At 44.7% G+C, this 19,191-nt stretch carries 12 protein-coding genes; 6 read left to right on the forward strand and 6 right to left on the reverse strand.

Going from position 1 to position 19,191, the window contains the following annotated elements; genetic code table 11:
- The first annotated feature begins 174 nt into the window (after positions 1-174).
- Positions 175-387 (forward strand): hypothetical protein, encoded by a 213-nt coding sequence (locus tag F6J90_RS35300; RefSeq protein ID WP_293104823.1) that lies wholly within the window; start codon positions 175-177, stop codon positions 385-387.
- A 52-nt stretch (positions 388-439) separates the two neighbouring features.
- On the opposite strand, the gene F6J90_RS35305 is transcribed toward F6J90_RS35300, so the two are convergent.
- The 3 genes from F6J90_RS35305 to F6J90_RS35315 form a co-directional block, all read right to left on the reverse strand.
- Complete coding sequence (locus F6J90_RS35305; RefSeq protein WP_293104825.1) at positions 440-2,824, reverse strand: hypothetical protein; 2,385 nt, start codon at positions 2,822-2,824, stop codon at positions 440-442.
- Positions 2,825-2,992: 168 nt separating this feature from the next.
- A complete protein-coding gene (locus F6J90_RS35310; RefSeq protein ID WP_293104828.1) occupies positions 2,993-4,207 on the reverse strand; it encodes a glycosyltransferase family 4 protein in 1,215 nt (404 codons plus the stop codon).
- A gap of 1,286 nt (positions 4,208-5,493) precedes the next feature.
- Positions 5,494-6,723: a glycosyltransferase family 4 protein gene (locus F6J90_RS35315; RefSeq protein WP_293105315.1), complete on the reverse strand. Its 1,230-nt coding sequence runs from the start codon at positions 6,721-6,723 to the stop codon at positions 5,494-5,496.
- 240 nt (positions 6,724-6,963) lie between these two features.
- Here F6J90_RS35315 and F6J90_RS35320 point away from each other — a divergent pair, with 240 nt between their 5' ends.
- The 3 genes from F6J90_RS35320 (at position 6,964) to F6J90_RS35330 (ending at position 10,675) form a co-directional block, all read left to right on the forward strand.
- On the forward strand, positions 6,964-7,923 hold the full coding sequence (locus F6J90_RS35320; RefSeq protein WP_293104830.1) for a glycosyltransferase family 2 protein: 960 nt from the start codon (positions 6,964-6,966) through the stop codon (positions 7,921-7,923).
- A gap of 565 nt (positions 7,924-8,488) precedes the next feature.
- A complete protein-coding gene (locus tag F6J90_RS35325) occupies positions 8,489-9,205 on the forward strand; it encodes a heme oxygenase (biliverdin-producing) (protein WP_293104833.1) in 717 nt (238 codons plus the stop codon).
- A gap of 927 nt (positions 9,206-10,132) precedes the next feature.
- On the forward strand, positions 10,133-10,675 hold the full coding sequence (locus tag F6J90_RS35330; protein WP_293104836.1) for a proprotein convertase P-domain-containing protein: 543 nt from the start codon (positions 10,133-10,135) through the stop codon (positions 10,673-10,675).
- 260 nt (positions 10,676-10,935) lie between these two features.
- Here F6J90_RS35330 and F6J90_RS35335 read toward each other — a convergent pair whose 3' ends face one another.
- The 3 genes from F6J90_RS35335 to mfd form a co-directional block, all read right to left on the reverse strand.
- Entirely contained in the window at positions 10,936-11,292 is a 357-nt protein-coding gene (locus F6J90_RS35335; RefSeq protein ID WP_293104839.1) for a Mo-dependent nitrogenase C-terminal domain-containing protein, read from the reverse strand.
- A 1,411-nt stretch (positions 11,293-12,703) separates the two neighbouring features.
- Entirely contained in the window at positions 12,704-12,970 is a 267-nt protein-coding gene (locus F6J90_RS35340; RefSeq protein WP_293104842.1) for a hypothetical protein, read from the reverse strand.
- 49 nt (positions 12,971-13,019) lie between these two features.
- On the reverse strand, positions 13,020-16,742 hold the full coding sequence (mfd, locus tag F6J90_RS35345; protein ID WP_293104845.1) for a transcription-repair coupling factor: 3,723 nt from the start codon (positions 16,740-16,742) through the stop codon (positions 13,020-13,022).
- Positions 16,743-17,223: 481 nt separating this feature from the next.
- On the opposite strand from mfd, the gene F6J90_RS35350 reads away from it, so the two are divergent.
- Both F6J90_RS35350 and F6J90_RS43895 read left to right on the forward strand, forming a co-directional pair.
- On the forward strand, positions 17,224-18,180 hold the full coding sequence (locus F6J90_RS35350; RefSeq protein WP_293104847.1) for a PleD family two-component system response regulator: 957 nt from the start codon (positions 17,224-17,226) through the stop codon (positions 18,178-18,180).
- Positions 18,181-18,864: 684 nt separating this feature from the next.
- On the forward strand, positions 18,865-19,170 hold the full coding sequence (locus tag F6J90_RS43895; RefSeq protein ID WP_366513976.1) for a pentapeptide repeat-containing protein: 306 nt from the start codon (positions 18,865-18,867) through the stop codon (positions 19,168-19,170).
- Positions 19,171-19,191 lie beyond the last annotated feature (21 nt).

A 19,191-nucleotide genomic window follows, 5' to 3' on the forward strand; every position in this document is an offset into this window, starting at 1 on the left:
CCATCTCCCCATCTCCCTATCCTCATAAGGGTAGGTTTTTTACAAAGACCTCAAGTGTGGGGCGTGGGGTGTAGGGTGACCGGGTGTGGGGGCTCTAAGTCTAGTGACCATGTGCTGGAAATTTGGGATACAATTACGTGGAGTTTTTAGCAAGCAAAAATACTTAATATAAACATGTTAACTTCTTCCGAGCATAGGACAGATTTATCCAATGCCCACTGGCAGAGCAATTGCCGTTCTGTTGTCACTGGTGACCCCCAGCTGAAGAAATTGATGACATCATATGGGGTTGACCACCAAGTAAAGTACCTTCATTTACAGGCAGAAGTTGAATCCCTGTGGCAGCAGCAGCAACTACTCAAGCAACAACGGTTGGTTTTGGGTTGAACCAATGCTGTTAAGTACAAGTATTAAAGTACAAGTATTATAAGTACAAGCATTACTCAAAACGCTGATGCTTCGCTGACCAACGCTTAAGGCTATAGTTATTCGGTTCATCAATGACTATAGCCGCAGGACCCCCATCCCCTAAATCTGCGATCGCAGTCATGGAGCTGCTGGCATCTTGGGAAAATTCGCTGTATAGTAAGGCTCCTGTGTCAGAAAAAATCATGGTGCGGGGTTTGTAGATAGTAGTTGCCCGATTTGTATCCATCCCGTCATTACTACTATCCGATATACCAACCTCTGTAGATTCTGAGGTAACCGATATTTCTTGATATAAGGTTAGCACCGCTTCCGGCTGGTTGTTGCCAGTCAGCTCGATCGGTCTAACTGACCAATGCCCGATCTCCTGAAGCATCATTGGTAAACTAGGAAGGGGTCCTGGGGAGAACTGACCACTGTTGATTAACTCCTGCCAGAGTACTGGCAGCATGGCTGACACCGATTCAGGGTTAAGGTGGTAGAGTGCTGACAAATTGATCGCACTTGGGTCTAACCAGCGCACTGCCGTCTCGGTGTGTGCTAGCAGGTGCTGATTAGAGCCATCAACAGCTAGGGCTTCACTAGGGAATTTCCCACCTGCTGCCAACAGCTTAATCACCCCTTCCTGGTAGGAAACCCCTTTGACTGTTGCTGTGGTTGATTGCTGGATACCATTCTCACTCCAAAGGCTAATCCGAATCTGGGGGTCAACGTCTAAGCCCAAATATCGCCACAATCGCTTTCCCTTCGTCAAAGTGGGCAGCCGTAAATCAGAAAACGGCATCCACCGCCAACCCTGACCATCGTGAAATGCTTTTACCTGTACTTGATACCAAACTTGCTCGGGGTTTTTTTGTAGAGTGACAGAGACAGATGGACACGGGGACAGGGGTGAAACTGCTATACTCTCTTCCTCTGCTACAGAAACCAATTCAGTACTGTCCTGTTGCCTTTGGCAGTGCTGTTCTCCTATTCCCCCATCTCCATCTTCTGGTTGCAGCCAATCCGTTGCGTTGACAGTTTGAATGATTTCTGAATTGCCAACCAGTTGACTGAAGTGCCTGACGATGGCTGGAAGTGGGTTTAAGGCATTGTCCAGATGGTTGAGGAGTTGGTAAACCTGGGGATTAGTTTGGGGTAATTCCTTAACCCATGCGATCGCTTTTTGAGGGTCTTCCTTGGCTGCCAAAATCAACCCTCCCCAAACTTGCACATTGCTGTCATCAGGATTGACCTCTAGAGCTGCTTCCACCCGCCCCCACAATCCCCCAGAATCGGTCTTTAGCATAGTCATAATATCCCCTAACTGAGCACCATTGACTGCGGTCTGAAACACTGTTTTTGCCTCCGCCCAGCGACCATCCAGGAGATAGGCAAAGATAGCCGCATTCGCACTTGCCCAAATTTGATTTGCCTGAGACTCGGTGACCTGAGCGTGCAGTTTAACCAAATCCATTTGGGATTGAGCCTCTGCTGACCAGTGTTTTGGTCTCTGTTGGTTCAACCATTGCCAAGCATCAGACCACAAACCATGACGCGCTAGGATTAAACCATTGCGATATGGTAAGGTATCTATCGCTGCTTGGGTCAGGGAAATTTCCTCTAGATAAATGGGGTTGGGAACAAAAGAGCGAGGTTTAATTTGGTAAACCTTGAACTGGGGTTCCAAGCCTACAGTATGATTAACCACTAATTCTGGAGTAGCAGCACCCGTCACTTCCTGCCAATAGGGAGAACGTTCATTAGGGCTTGTCCACTCCAACATCATACTCAGGTGTGTCTGGTCCGGATTGTAGTGAATAATTTGTCCATAGCTTGAGGGTGTATTCTCTGAGACCACTTGACCCGAGAGGTTGAACCAAAACCCTTCCTCTAAAGCTTGTTGTTCGAAACGATCGAGTTTAGTTAACGGTAGTGAACGGGAGACACTAGCATCCCCCGATGCTGTGTTCACTTGGGTAGACAGCACAAAATATTCGACCGGGGCAGTGATAGGCAGCTGACTAACTAGCTGATAATACTGCTGTTGTCTATTGCTTTTTTCAAGGGGCTGATAGACTCTCAGTTCCACAATCTGGTCACAATTAGTTTGGCATGATGGTGGTGATGCCAAAATGGGTAGCAGCAACTCAGAGTTAAGGGCAAGGGGTGTTCCCGCCGTTAGTCCATTTTCACGAATCTCCCCTTGAATTTGGGCAAATGTCTGGGCAGATGAGGGAACAGTTTCGGGGATACGAGCCCAACTCGGCAAAATGTGATTGATCCAGACAATCGAATCAGGGTCAATAATTAACATAACCGCCACCCAGATACTACCGGCAATGATACCGCTAGTGGTGATTAAGGCAGCGATCGGGCCCAAGGTTGTTAACCAACCACCTCTATTAGACTTTTGCACTGATGTTTTAATGGTTTATCTTTCCAGTTTTTTCCTAGTTTGAAAAAAATCTTGGGGGCAATAGATAGTAATTAGCCAAATAGTACAGTTTTCTGGACTTAAAGGCTAATTGTCCATGTCTTTGTCATTCCCCCTTGCTCAATCTAAAACAAGTGCACCCTAAACCCTTCAACCTGTGATTACCTGCTCATATAGTTCACCAGCACGTTCCCAAGTATATTTCTGTTCAATATACCCTCGCCCATTTTCAGACAGTTGCTTACGGAGCTGGCGGTCTTCAAATAACCGACTAATGGCATAAACATATTCTGTTGTATCATTTGCTCGCAATGCCCGCAAAGGGACATCCCCGCCATCAACTGTCAATCCCTCCAAACCGCGATCGCTTCCCACCACCGGTACTCCCGCTGCCATCGCTTCCAGAGTTTTATTTTTTACCCCAAATCCACTCTGCATTGGCACCACAAATATGGTTGCCTTATGAAGGTGGTCTACTAAAGAAGGCACCGAGCCAGTTACACTAATCCCTGGTATCTCTTCTAACTCTAGCACCGCCTGCACCGGTTTGGGTCCGACTAATTCTAGCTTGGTATCACCATAGCGCTCTGTAATTGCTGGGAACACATCTAGGCTAAAATAACGAGCCGCTTTGATGTTTAGTGGGTTATCCATCGGCCCAGTAAACACTAATCTGTGTCCACCAGGATCAGAGATGCGTCTGGGAAATACATTAACATCAACCCCATTAGAAATCAATGTAATTTTGCTTTCTAGATCAAATGATTCTATTTGCCGTCGATCTTCGGCTGTTGTGACTACAATGTCCGTAAATTTAGAACAATATAGCTCTTCATAGCGACGTAATAGGGGCAAATTTAACTGGTCTTTTAGCTGATTGTCTGATGTTTTGGTTTCCAGCTTGTCCAGGGATTTCCGGTATACAGAATGATGAATATTCACCACAGTTCGCAGCTGATTCCGCCACTCTGGTCGCACATAAATTTCATTGGTACTGTGTTCACAGGTAATCAGGTCAAATTGTCCTGCCTCCACAGCCTGATCCAGCCATTGCTGCATTGGAGTTGAGTAGAGTTGGAGCACTTTTTGGGGGGTTCCCTGTTGCAAAATGGTACTCCAGCGCTGTAATTTCTCCTTTAAGCCTTCCTCTTGTTCTGATGGCTGCGGTTGGGGAAAAATCACCAGTTCTTCCACCCACTGCTGCAATTTTTCTACCTCAATGTCCGTGATCTCCTCAGAACGTTGAGTAACCAAGGTGATAGCATGACGCTCACTCAGGTACTTGAGTAAATTAAACGTCCTGACCTGAGTTGCCCCCCGCGTTGGCGGATAGGGAAAGGTTGTGGAGATCATTAGAATCTTCATAGGACGTTACTACTTGGACAAATAATTGGCAACAAGGAAAGTGCAGGCAATAATTCATTCTTATCTCACTTTTTACCTGAGTTAAGGATTAATTTATTTATACTATTTAAAATTTTTATAAACTTTTATTAACATTTCGTCATTTTAATTTACTCCAACTTCTTATTTATTGATGCAATAGCGAGTGGGAGAAACCCCCTGTTCCCTTGCTGCATCGCTGTATCAAATCCGTGATAATCGATATTGCCAAGGTTGGGTTTTTTGATAATTCTGATTACTCTAGAGTAATTCCCGATTACCTATTACCCAAAACCCGAAAAACAACGAAAAAGAAAACTACCGAAAAAATCGGAAAGTATAAATGTATTATATCTTCATACCAATACATTTATACTAATTGTGAATTTTCCTCTAGAAAATATAGTTAAAAATTCAAATTTACCGATTTACCAAACACCAGGCAGCTTAATCTCCCTATGACTTCCAGTCACGGTGATTTATAGGGGTTTGCCACCGTTACGGAGTTTCCCTACTCTCGGAGGTTTTTAGCTTCATCCGCGCTTATGCCCCACGTCCGCACCGTTCGCGCCGCGCGGCGACCTAAGAGCAAGGTCGGCGTGGGATGAATGGCGGACAGGAACTTTGATACTTTGTTTGTTACCGTCTATAATGAAGATAGTAGGGTAATCAAATTAAGAGCTAACCGCCACCTAATAACTGCAAATACTAACTGAAAATAGAACGAGTTGTATTGTTCCGGTGGGTCGGGGCATCGGGTGCATCTCAGTGTCTTGATGCAGTCGCTCATGGGGGAAACCCCCAAGACCGCGCTGCATCGCTTTTGCAATTAGGCAAAAATTCGGGAGAAAATTCCCGCGCCCCCGCCCCACACTCCCCACACTTGCGATCTTTTTTACAAATATGAGATGCACCCGGGGCATCCCGGAGACGAAACCTGATCAGAGGGTCGCCTTAATCAATAAGTTTTAACCAAAGGTGCGCTTCCCGTTCTCCGTAGGAGACGCGGGGCGCGTTCGGCGAATTAAATTCGCTCAAGGTGCGCGCCTCTTTTCTGCATAGCCTGCTAACCATAAAGGCGACCCTCTGAATGCGGTAACTTCTGACCGTGTCGTCAATAAAGCTTGCCGTTCGCGTAGCGTGGCCTTTGGCCTTGTATCCGTTCGCGCAGCGTCGGCGAAAGCCGATACCGTTGGGTGGAGTTGGCAAGAAGCCCACACTGTAATCTCTGATGAGCGTGTGGGAGTATGTCACATGAACAGATTTCACTAACCCCTAACCACTGACTGAGTTAGGGCTTGTTCGTAGCATTGACCAGCCCGATCCCAGGTGTATTCATGCTCGATCAACGAGCGCCCGTTTTGGGACAACTTTGCTCGCAGTTGTGGGTCTTCAAACAAACGAGTGATGGCACTAATATACTCCTGAACATGATTTGCCCGCAATGCTCGCAAGGGTATATTGGCACCATCAACCGCTAGTCCCTCCAAACCGCGATCGCTTCCCACTACAGGTACCCCAGCCGCCATTGCTTCCAGGGTCTTGTTTTTAATGCCAAAGCCAGTGCGCATCGGTACCACACAGATAGTTGCTTGATGGAGATACTCTACCATTGATGGCACACGACCGGTGACCGTAATTCCCGACAATTCTGCCAACTCCAACACCGAAGGTACTGGTCTTGCTCCTACCAGTTGCAGCTTAGCATCTCGATAGCGTTCTTTAATTGCTGGAAATACCTCCAAGCTGAAAAAGCGTACAGCATCAATGTTGGCTCGGTTATCCATAGCTCCAATAAACACTAGGCGATGTCCCCCTGGGTCAGCAGTGCGTTGGGGAAATTGAGTCAAATCCACCCCATTGGGAATCACCACAATTTTACCCGATGGCTTGTAGGCAGCTATCTGGCTTTGATCCTCCGGTGTTGTGACCACAAGGCCAGTAAATTTGGCACAGTATCGTTCCTCATAGCGGCGCAACAGGGGTAAATTTAACTGGTCTCTGAGCTGATTTTCCGAGGTTCCTGTTTCCAACTGGTTACGGAAGGTACCATAAACAGAACTGTGAATATTCACCACCGTTCCCAGCTGCTGTCGCCATTCCGGTCGTACATATATTTCATTTACACTATGTTCACAAGTAATTATGTCAAACCGTCCAGCTGCCACAGCTTTATCCACCCATTGTTGAATGTCCCGGGAGTAGAGATGTAGCACACTGGGGGGGATTCCGTGGCGTAAAAAATTACTAAATCGCTTTACTTTGCCCCAGATTCCTCCTGAGGGATCAGAAGGCTTTGGTTGGGGGAAAACCACCAATTCATCTACCCATTTCCCGAGTTTTTCCACTTCCTGATCCGTGACATCTTCTGAAGGTTGAGTAATCATGGTGATATCATGACTTAACTTAAGATGTTTTAGTAAATTAAATGTCCGTACCTGAGTTCCTCCCCTAGTGGGGGGATAAGGAAAGGTGGCAGATAGCATGAGAATTTTCATCATATCTTCAGGTTAGGTAATAAAGCGATGCAGCGCGGTCTTGGGGAGGCAGCGCGGTCTTGGGGGTTTCCCCCATGAGCGACTGCCGTGGTTCCCCCCATGAGCGACTGCATCAAGACATTGCTATTAGTCATATCTAGTTCGTTGTAACCGGACTTGATATCAGGCAGCCGATAGGATTATTTCATGTCAACGAACCAATGAATTGAGTGGCTTGATAGTTTCATATCCAACAATACAATGATTCAGCGAGTCCCCAAAGTTAGTGTGTGCATTCCTACATTCAATCGCGTGAATTTACTTCCTTATGCGATTGACAGTGTTATTAAACAAACCTATCAAGACTGGGAATTAATTGTCTGTGATGATGGTTCAACTGATGACACTCCTGAGTTAATGTCCCAGTATCAGGATAGCCGAATTAACTACATCCGTCACCCCAAAAATATTGGCAAAAGTAATAATATGCGCTCTGGCTTTGATGCCGCATTGGGGGAGTATTTTATTAAATTTGATGATGATGACCGGCTGACACCTGAATTTTTATCCAAAACAACGGCTATCCTAGATCCAGACCATAGTATTGATTTTGTTGGGACAGATCATTGGGTAATTAATATCAATAATACTAGGGACGAAGCAGCTACAAAATTAAACTCTCAGAGGTGGGGAAGAACCAAGTTGGTGGAAGGTATCGTTGAGAATTTAATTGAGGTTGTTTTTATTCAGCAGAGCTTTCAAATTGGCGCTACGTTGTTTCGGATGCAGGCGTTGAAAGATGTGGGATTTATGCGTCCGAATATCCAAAATTGTGAAGATAATGATTTATTTGTTCGGCTTGCTATGGCAGGAAAGAAAGCCTATTATTTACCAGAATTGTTAATGGAATATCGATTCCATGCCCAACAGCAAGGGATTAGTCGAGCAATTCCCTATTTAAAGGATAAACTACATTATCTAGAAAGTTATAACTTTGAGTCAGAAATGTTGGAGAGAGTTAGGCGATCGCGCCTGACGGAAACTAAGCTACTACTAGGATTGCGGCTGATTGAAATTGGACAAACATCAAAGGGACGTGAACTAGTTTGGTCAGGAAAAGCTTGCTCCCCCTCAAAAGCTTGGGTTGGTTTGGTGTTGTCCCTATTGCCACAAGGGTGGCGTTCTCAGGCGTTTAGTGTGTTGCGTCAATTCAAGGAATAAACTCTCTGGGAATTTGGCACTAGAAAAAATCTGATTAAATTGCCAAGGCATTGGCAGCCTCACCATGGTGAAGCAAATTTCCACTCTGTTGGTGGGGTGCATCTCAATGCATGCTGTTTGAACCTGTGGTGCGTTACGGGACGGACTGTCCCAATACTGGCTACTGATAAAATCAGAGGCTTTGGGTCCCTAACGCACCCTACCCAACTGAGAGCTGAGAGCTGATGGCTGAATGCTGACGACTGCTTAAGTATTTTTACTTAAATACTTAGACAGTCTTGCTAGTTTCTAGAGTTTTTTGGATGGTTACGACAGTTGAGCCTTTGAATCTAGGGTACAACTTCTCTCCTCCCCTCTCTGTAGTGATCAAACCGTTGCTAAACTGATCAGTTTCACGATCTATGAACTGGCTCTCTCAGGGTGGGGGAGGTAGGATCTCGGGTTTACGTAAGAATTCTTAACAACATTTTTAATTAAATCAGTTTACTCTAAGAATTTGGAAAGATATTCGCTTGTCTGTAAGTAGTAATACAAATACCGTCAACTTTAGGAACAAAAATAAAGAATGAGTACCAATTTAGCCACCAAGTTGCGTGAAGGCACAAAAACATCCCATACCATGGCAGAGAATGTGGGTTTTGTCAAGTGCTTTTTGAAAGGAACCGTTGAAAAAACCTCCTACCGGAAATTAGTATCCAACCTTTACTTCGTCTATTCCGCCATGGAAGAGGAGATGGAGCGCCATCAGGAACACCCGATTCTTTCAAAAATCTACTTCCAAGAGCTCAATCGGAAAAAGACCCTAGAGCAAGACCTATGCTATTATTTCGGTTCTAACTGGCAAGAGCAAGTAGTCCCCTCAGTGGCGGCTAAAGAGTATGTGCAAAGAATTAAAGATATGTCTGAGAAGGAACCAGAACTATTGGTTGCTCACTCCTACACCCGCTATCTAGGGGACTTATCTGGCGGACAAATTCTCAAAAAGATTGCCCAGCGCGGGATGAATTTATCAGATGGGCAAGGTACTGCTTTTTATGAATTCAAACAAATCCCTGATGAGAAGGCATTCAAGACTAAGTATCGGCAAGCCATGGATGAGCTACCCATTGATGATGCCACAGCGGATCGGATTGTGGAAGAAGCTAATGCCGCGTTTGGCATGAATATGAAGATGTTCCAGGAACTGGAGGGTAACCTGATTAAAGCCATTGGTATAATGCTATACAACACCCTTACCCGTCGTCGCGTTCGTGGCAGCACAGAACTAGCTACAGCTGATTAAGCTTATTGCACAAACTGCCATCATCACCAAAGATGAGCTGCGACTAATCGGCTTAAGGAGAAATAAAAGGGAATTAGCTCTAGTTTCCTGTGATTAGTTATTAGTAGTTAGTAGTTTTGAGGTAAGCATTCAGCCTATCGCTATCAGCTATTAGCTTATGTGCTAGCCTGAATGCTTGCGTTTTGAGTACTAACTACTAATTGGCCATCTAATGTTGCAAAATTTTAAAAATCATTAACATAAAATTAACATAAATATAACTAATCAGATTGAAATTCATAGCCTCCCTGTTTAGAATAAAAGGCGAAATACGTCAAACAAAGCTTTTCTGCTGTGGAAGAAGCCTTTTTTTTGGTTTAGGTCATTCACAAATGTGAAGACTAGCCGAAATAGAGAACGTAAATAGCTGGAGGAAACGTTTTAAAGATTAAGACCCCTACTAATTAACACCCCTACTACTCAGAAAGACAAAGCCTTTCACAACAAATTGAAATTGAGTCAATCTACTATTGACTCAATATTAGAGTCTGTCAATGGTTTTGAGGTAAGTCTTTTCAAGATCTACCATAAGAAGTACCGCCCTGTACCAATAGGTCAGGGTGGGCAACAATTTTGGGCAGGGTATTCCGGGGTGCTTAGTGACTACTCCTACATCAAATCAAAGATTATGATGTAGGCGCGCTCTTACTCACGAATGAGACTTACTGTTCCTCGGCGGAAGCCGACGCGGGGCGCGTTCGATATCCTGTATCGATTTACCACAGCCATTGAGCGGCAGTCCAACCGCCATCAATCTATTATACCAAAACCAAGAGACCCCGTCAGGCAATTCCCCTCCCGCTAACCCTTTGGGTATAACGGGAGACCCCTTACCTGTTTAGTTGGAGTTTTGTTGGTAAACAAATACTTTCAGAGAAAGAACGAACGATGAATCAAACTATTTCAGATGCAGCAATGGTAACTCAACAGGGAAAATTTTCTACTACCAATAATTATACCATAACAACGTTTAAAGGCTCTGGTGGTGATATACCTGATGGCAAAGGCAGCTTTCTGGATAACATTATCGTGAAGGAAAATTTCAAGATTAAGGAGGTTAGCATCAAGCTGCACAATATGGTTCACACCTGGGTAGGTGACCTAGTAGTGAGCTTACGCCATGGGGAGACGGGAACTGTAGTCGATTTGTTCCGGCAACCCGGTAAACCAAACTTTTCCTCCAGTGGCTACAGCAGCGATATCAAGGGAGATTATATTTTCAATGACCACAATTCAGAGGACTTTGAGGCAGCTGCTGGAGCTAATACCGTTGTCCCTAGTGGGAATTATCACCCTGTAGAATCATTATCAGCATTTGATGGTCTTTCTGCAGCTGGAACCTGGCAGCTGATCATCAAAGATAATGCGGCTGGTGACTCGGGTTCCCTGGGTTCTTGGAGCTTAGATTTGGGGTACACTCAATCTACTTAAAGCTACTATCGAAATTGATGATTATTGCTGTTACCATCTGTTGATGCTTGGGTGGAATTTCTGTTGACGAGTTGGGAACTCTCCCATGCACCGGAGGTTATGCAGAGTTTATGCATAGGCAAAGCAAAGGATTTTGGCTGAGTGCTTCTGAAGTCGGGGGCGTAAGACCTGTTCGCGGTCGAAAGGCGTTTAGCAGGCAGTCTCCTGTCAACTTGGAAGCCCCTTGCTCACCAGCATCAGTAGCAAGGGGTATACCCCTCTCAAGCGTAAAATTGAATATCCTCCCCACACTGATCCACTAGGTAACACAGAGCCCGGAAACGTAGGCTAGCTAATTGCTCGTAGAGAGGGTTGAGCTTACATAGGGGAGGGATGTGTAGTACTAAGTGACCGAAAAGTTTTAAATCCCGCTCAAAGGGACATTGACCAGGAATAATTTTGGAGAGGAATCTAGCTAGGGTTTGATCTGTAATTTCTATTTGATCCAGCCATTGGCGCAGAGGTTTTAGTAAATCAACACGTTTTTTGGGCAGTGGCTCAGGCGGAGTGAGACTGGTATTGAGATTAGCTACCTGTGAGAGGGATGGATTGGTACTGTGCTTGTTGGTTCTGAACATGGCTATACATCTCTAAAATTAGTCAATAAAGTCCTCAGCTAAGGTATTCCTGTGGAATAGCTTTTACAGAGTTCTAGTTAAGTTCATGTAGGGTGGGCAGTGCACTAGACAGATAATGAAGCTTGCAAAGCTCGTTGGTAGGCACTGCCCACCCTACGATTAATGAAAATGGTGCAAGATCTCAGTTTTACAGAGTTCTAGTTAAGTAGGTAGACATCCAGTAATCAAACACGATTACTATTGAGCTGTATTGCCATATTGGCGGTAATTTATAAAAATTTATATAGCTAGAAGTCATAGCATGTCCAGGAGCCTAGGTATTGTAAAGCTTGTGTAATTAGTAATTGGTAATTGGTAATTGGTAATTAGTAATTGGTAATTGAGATTATTCCAGAGCTCTTACCTATTACCAAAAAGCTCATCAAAGATGAACACTACCAAAACAACCGGACACGAGCTCAATTGTTACCACTTAACTTATGTAAGTGAGCTTTCAGCATTCAGCTTTGGTCACCCTAAGTGAATGGCCACGCTACGGGAATGGCCACGCTACTTGAGGTGCTATCAGCCATTCTTAATCAGCTTTCAGCTAAAAGCTATCCTTATTTCAAGCATAAAAATACCAGGGAAAGGTTTGGTAAAGGTTAAAAGAAGAAAGACCAATCAAACTATGAATTTTTGATAAAACTAATTGGTTGACTGTTGACTGTTAACTGTTGACTGTTGACTGTTGCTCGTGAACACTCAACAGCCAGCATCTTATAACACTACCAAAACAACTGGACACGAGCTCAAGTGTTACCACTTAACTGATGAGCTAAGCCTTCAACATTCAGCCTTGGCCAAAAGCCACGCTACTTGAGGTGCTATCAGCCATTGCTTTATGAGCTTTCACCTAAAAGCCATAATAAATAAGCTTCTTGTTCGCGTAGCGTGGCCTTTTGGCCAGGGTTTTCCACTCTTAAAAAGCTGACAGCTTACCCAGGGTAAGCTCATCTAAATCCGTATCAAAAACTACAGATAAAAGTTTAAAGATGGTATAATAATTATAATTGACTTTTGATTAATGTCAACAAACTGCCTATATTATCAATAATCCTGAGATTATTTCTTATGTGATTTGAGAAAGCTGGAAATTTTAATTGCGATTCGAATTTACCGACGCGGGACCCGTTCGCAACGACTTATTTTTTTCTTGCTCAAAGCAAGCCAATATCTTGGACTCAATAGGAATAATGTACTGGTTTTTACCGACGTTTTTCCCAACTTCAATAAAAATAGGTTAAATGTTTTTTAAAAGTTACAAGTTATACCAAATTATATGAGCTGACCATCACGGCTTACCTGATTTCAAGGACAAAAATACAAGACAAAGGTTTGGTAAAGTTTGAAATAAGAAATACCAATCAAACTATGAACTTTCGATAAAACTAATTGGTTGACTGTTGACTGTTGCTCGTGAACACTCAACAGCCAGCATCTTATATAATCTCAGGATAATTACCCTTAATAAAAATCTCCCCATCTCCCCATCTCCCCATCTCCCCATCTCCCCATCTCCCCATCTCCCCATCTCCCCATCTCCCCCATCTCCCCATCTCCCCATCTCCCTATCTACTATCTTTGAACTCGGTATCAGGATAATTACCCTTAATAAAAACCTCCCCCATCTCCCCATCTCCCCACACTCCCTGCTCAGTTACCAATTACTTATTAGGGATCAGGGATTAGGAATTAGGGATTGGGGATTGGGGTAACCCAACCACAGTAGGTTCTGGCAGTGCCCCTTGCATCTTGCCTAACCAGTCAATTAGGTTCTCTAGCTGTTTGTTGGTCTTGACCAGACCTAGACCACGAACTGTAACTTTACCAGGAGAATAGACAAAACGCGATCGCAAATGTTGGGGCAGGTTCTCTTGGAGTAACTTCCAGGCTGGTTCCTCCATCGGGGTTTCTAGGACAATGTGTTGTTTACCCTCAGGTCGAATTCGGGCAAATCCCAAAGACTTCCCTAACTGTTTTAGTTCCATCACCCGCAGTAATTGCTCGGCCACGGAAGGAATTGGACCATAGCGATCGCTCCAAGCTGCTGCGATCTGTGCTAACTCCTTCTGGGACCCTGCTGCAGCTACTGCTCGATAAGCACTAATTTTTTGGTCTAAATCTGGAATATAGTCAGCGGGAATAAAGGCTGTGATCTGAAGGTCAATCTGAGTATCATCTACTTGGGGAATTTCTTGCCCTTGAATTTCCTTGATCGCTTCTTGCAGCATTTCCATGTAGAGGTCAAAGCCAATGGCTTCCATCTGACCGGATTGTTCTACACCTAGGAGATTCCCCACCCCTCGAATTTCCATATCCCGGGTTGCTAACAGATAACCTGACCCGAGTTGAGTGAACTCCTGAATTGCTCGTAAACGTTTCTTGGCTGCTTCTGAGAGTACCTTTTGGTTCGGATAAAGTAACCAAGCGTGGGCTTGAATCCCCGCCCGACCTACTCGTCCTCGCAATTGGTACAGTTGGGCAAGACCAAATTTGTGAGCATCTTCGATCACAATGGTGTTGACTCTAGGAATATCTAGCCCAGATTCAATAATCGTAGTACACACTAGGATATCTGCCTCACCGTTGCTAAAGGTGAGCATAATTGACTCTAATTCCGCTGGATCGAGCTGACCGTGAGCAATGGCGATTCTGGCCTCAAGGATCATTTCCCTGAGTTCCGCAGCAACTTCTTCAATCCCTTCAACGCGAGGTACGACATAGAATACCTGACCACCTCGGTCAAGTTCCATACGAATGGCGGTGCGGACAGCTTCTGGTTGATAGGGAGATAAGTGGGTTTTAATGGGACGCCGTAAGGGGGGTGGTGTAGTAATTAAACTCATTTCTCGTACCCCCGATAAGGACATATAGAGGGTACGGGGAATGGGAGTAGCGCTAAGGGTCAATACATCTACCTGAGTTTTGAAAGATTTAATTTTTTCCTTCTGGTTGACACCAAACCGCTGTTCTTCATCTATCACCAGCAGCCCTAACTCTCGAAACGTTACACTCTTCCCCAGTAACTGATGGGTACCTACTACCACATCTAACTCCCCAGTTTTAAGGCGTTGAAGAATATCACGCTTTTCCTGAGGGGTACGAAAGCGGTTGAGTAGACCGACATTGATCGGGTAGGGAGAAAACCGTTCTTTGATGGTATGATAATGCTGCTGAGTAAGGATAGTGGTCGGGGCAAGAAAAGCTACTTGCTTGTCAGAGGTGACAGCTTTAAAAATAGCCCGAATTGCCACTTCTGTTTTACCAAACCCCACATCCCCACAAACTAACCGATCCATAGGGCGATCGCTTTCTAAATCCCGTTTGACATCCTGTATTGCCTTGAGTTGGTCCGGAGTAGGTTGGTAGGGGAAAGAATCTTCTAATTCCTGCTGCCAAGGGGAATCTGGTGGAAAGCAATAACCTGACTGCTGTGCTCGCTGGGCATAGAGCTTCAGCAAATCCACCGCTACTTTCTTAATACTTTTACGGACACGATTTTTGGTTTTCTCCCAGGTTTTACTCGACATCTTGTGGAGTTGAGGCAAACCCGTACCTGTATGTCGAAACCGAGATAGTACCCCCAACTGATCTGCTGCCACCCGGAGCAAACCATCAGCGTACTTGATCACCAAATACTCGCGAGTTTCATTATTTATGCTTAATTTTTCCAGCTTGAGGAACTGACCGATCCCATGATTCTTGTGAACCACATAATCCCCTGGACGTAGCTTATTTGGGTCAACCTGTTGGGAGGCAGCACGGCGGCGCTTACGAATATAACTGGGAGTTGCCAAGGTATGCTGCCCAAAGAACTCCCGGTCTGTTACCACCACGATCCGGTAAGTAGGGAGGATAAATCCCTCTAGTTCTGCTAAGCCCGAATACTTTACCGCTACTGCTGTCCTCTGGAGGTTTAATTTCTCAATAGCTGGGTAATCCCGAGGGTTGGGGACAAACTGGGCAGGACAATCATGTTCTTGGAGCAGGGCAACGGAACGACTAGGTTGGGCAGAAACCAGCCAAATAGAAAAACGGCGATCGCTCTGCTCTCGGAGTACTTCTGCTAGTTTGGCAAACTGGTGGGGTGTTACTGGTACAGAGCGGCTAGCCAGATTAACAGCATTTTGGCTAGTTTCTTCTACCAATTCTGATAAATACAGGATTGGAGTTGGCGGTTGAAGGTTAGTAGGTTGAAGGTTAGTAGGTTGAAGGTTAGTAGGTTGAAGGTTATTAGGTTGAAGGTTAGTAGGTTGAAGGTTATTAGGTTGAAGGTTAGTAGGTTGAAGGTTAGTAGGTTGAAGGTTATTAGGTTGTTCGCGAACAACCTGGAACTGGTTAACCTTTAACTCTAGAGCATGATCAAAATAACGATGGAGACAGGGCAGGGAATGATTCAGTTCCTCTAATTGTTCTTGGGCATGTTCCACCCAGCGATCGCAATGGGCAGCACACTGTTCTGGTTCATCAATAACAATTAAGGTATTTTCTGGCAGGTAATCTAGTAGAGAGGCTGGCTGGTCAAAGGCAATACCCAAGAAACGGCGGCTACCCTCTAAAGACTGACCTTCCTCGAAAGATTCGTGCTCCTGAGGTGAGAGATAAGATTGGATTACTTCAGCCTTTGAAGTTCTCAGCACTTGGCTAATAATGTGACCAAAATCCGTGGGGGTCAGCACGATGCCGTCAATTTTATCCAGGGAACGCTGGGTTGCCGGGTCAAACTCCCGCAACTGCTCTAACTCATCCCCGAACCATTCCAGCCGCACTGGCAATTCTAAGGCTACCGGGAAAACATCTACAATATCACCACGCCGACTCCACTGACCTTCTGTTTCTACTAGGGGAACCCGTTCATAACCCAGCTGTGCCAACTTTTCATCAAGGTTTTTACCATCCCAAGTCATGCCCTGCTTAAGGGTAAGGCAGTAGGGCTTAAAGGCATCGACAGGGGGCAAGTGGGGTTGGAGTGCTGCTTGAGTGGCCACAATCGCCATCCCATGACTTGAAGGTTGAACCAACGAAGGTTGTAAGTCAGAACTTTCAACTGGCAACCTGTCAACCTTCAACCTTTCGACCAAATCTGCCAATACTTGCATTTGTCCCCAGGTCATTTCCGACTCTGGGTCAAAGGGTTCATAGGGTGATGCTTCTGAGGTGGGGTATAAGTGAACTGTATTCCAACCCATGGCTTCGAGTTGGGTTGCCCAGCGACTTGCTTCTTCTAGGGTGCTACAGACTACGAATAGGAGGCGTTGGTCTGCCTTGGCCAGGGCTGATGCTACTAATCCCTTTGGCAAACGGGGAATACCATTCAGAAATAGAGACTGTTGGCGATTTAGTTTCGTGAGTAGTTCACTGGTGAGAGGGGAGTGCTCTAGTGTCCGAATGATCGAGGAAAGTGCCATTAGTTCATTGGGTACTTGACAATAGGGCTTCCAGGATAGCTGTTTCTCTCATTTTACTAGGAATAGTACTGCCTGGGGAAAATTGACTGTTGTTGAATAGGTTAACTTATCTCACCACTGGCATTACCACTGCATGCAGGAGTGTTTCCAAGTCCGTCGGTCTACATTAATTTATTAGGACTTACGCAAATTCCTCAATTTAACGCTACCTGTAGGGTGGGCAAAACCTTGCCCACCCTACCTACCCATGGAGTCTGTGCGTAAGTCCTGTTTATCTTGAATAAGGCGAAATCCTTTTTAGGTAAAGGATTCGGCTATAACAGTTTCAGGGGTGACGACTTGATTGTTGACTAATCTTTAGAAGATTTAATCCTCCTAGGTTAGATTAAACAGATATTACCGATCAAAATTTCAATTAATTTCTAGCCAAGATAACAAAGAGCTATCGATAAGAAATACATTACTGACTCAAGCAGCAATAATGGATAATACTGACTTGACTAACTTTAATAATAAAACTCCTCAGGTTCTCGTGGTTGATGATGAGAAGATCCTACGCTTGGTGCTACGTCGTAGCTTGACAAAGGAAGGATATAAAGTCATTGAAGCTAGCAACGGTGAGCAATGTCTGAATATCTGTGAGCAGAAATTGCCAGACATTGTGCTTTTAGATGCCAGAATGCCCATACTTGATGGGTTTACCTGCTGTGCTAAATTGAAGGATAACTTTGGTTCCGAATGTCCTCCTATACTAATGATTACAGCACTCCATGATGAGCAATCTGTAGAACGAGCGTTTGAAGCCGGTGCGACGGATTATATAACTAAGCCAATTCACTGGCCAGTTTTGCGAAGAAGAGTACGTCGTTTGATTGAATCAAGTTGGACAATGATACAGTTAAAAATCGCCAATAAAGAGTTGGAACGCCTCGCTACTATCGATGGCTTAACCCAACTTGCCAACCGCCGAGCCTTTGACAAATATTTTAACAACGAATGGTATCGACTGGCACGGGAAGAAAAACCATTGTCTTTAGTATTGTGTGACATTGATTTTTTTAAGCTTTACAATGACACTTATGGACACCAATCAGGAGATGACTGTCTTAAACAAGTTGCTCAAATCCTTGGTGAAGCAGCAAAGCGTCCAGCCGATCTGGTGGCTCGCTATGGGGGTGAGGAATTTGTGGTAATGTTGCCGAGTACTGATATACAAGGCGCTATTCAGGTAGCAGAGACAATTGAAACTAAACTCTACAAAAAGGCGATCCCTCATTCTGGTTCTCTGGTGAGTGACATTGTTACCGTCAGCCTGGGGGGTGCCAGTACGATTCCCTCAGTAAAATCCTCCCCAGATAATTTATTTTCCGAGGCTGACAAAGCACTATATCAGGCAAAACTTGCCGGTAGAAATCGCATAGTTCATGTTAGTTACTAAGGAAAAAATCAGTAGTTATTATACTTAAAATAGTCTTGACGCCAACTAGCATCTTTTCTACGGTCAGTGGGCAATTCTAACACTCTAATGCCTTGACTAGGAAGTGGGTTTAAACCTTGCTTGAGCTGCTGCCATGATTGAATCAGCTGGTGCTCTACTCCATAAGTCAGACACAACTGTGAAAAATTGACATCTTGGGGTGTGGCAAAGAATTCTTCAAAGGGTGGGTCAAATTTGGCAATGGGCAACATCTCGAAAATGCCACCACCATTGTTATTAATTAAGATAATGGTTAAATGACCAACAAACTTGTTTTTAATTAGGAAACCATTGGTGTCATGCAAAAATGCTAAGTCACCCGTTAGCATCACACTACTTTGATTACGATGAGCAATACCTAAAGCTGTTGATAAGGTACCATCAATCCCATTAGCGCCCCGATTAAACCAAGGTAGAATCCTCCTGTTACCAGGTTTCCAAAAGAACTCCACATCTCTGACTGGCATGCTGTTAGCAATAAATAGAGGTGTTTCCGGTGGTAGACATTGGGACAGTAACCAAGCCGCTTTGCCTTCAAACAACTGACTAATTTTAGTCATTGTTTGGTCAACCTTTGCCCTGACCTTCGCTTCAGCCTCACACCACTTTTGTAGGTAAGGTTGGGTTGCAGGTTGCAGGTTGGTATTGGTTGTAGGTTGCAGGTTATCAGGTTGCAGGTTATCAGGTTGCAGGTTATCAGGTTGCAGGTTATCAGGTTGCAGGTTGGTATTGGTTGTAGGTTGCAGGTTATCAGGTTGCAGGTTGGTATTGGTTGCAGGTTGCAGGTTATCAGCTTGCAGGTTAGAAGCGTCAACCTTCAACCTTTCAACCTTCAACCTTTCAACCTTCAACAGTGGTGAACCGTCAACCTTCAACCTGTCAACCTTCAACCTGTCAACCTTCAACTCCTTTACCCATATCCCCAGTTGTTCTACACTCATCCGCAGATGAGTTGTTTTGCCATGGAGTGGG

This window comes from Moorena sp. SIOASIH (genome assembly GCF_010671925.1).
Classification (GTDB): domain Bacteria; phylum Cyanobacteriota; class Cyanobacteriia; order Cyanobacteriales; family Coleofasciculaceae; genus Moorena.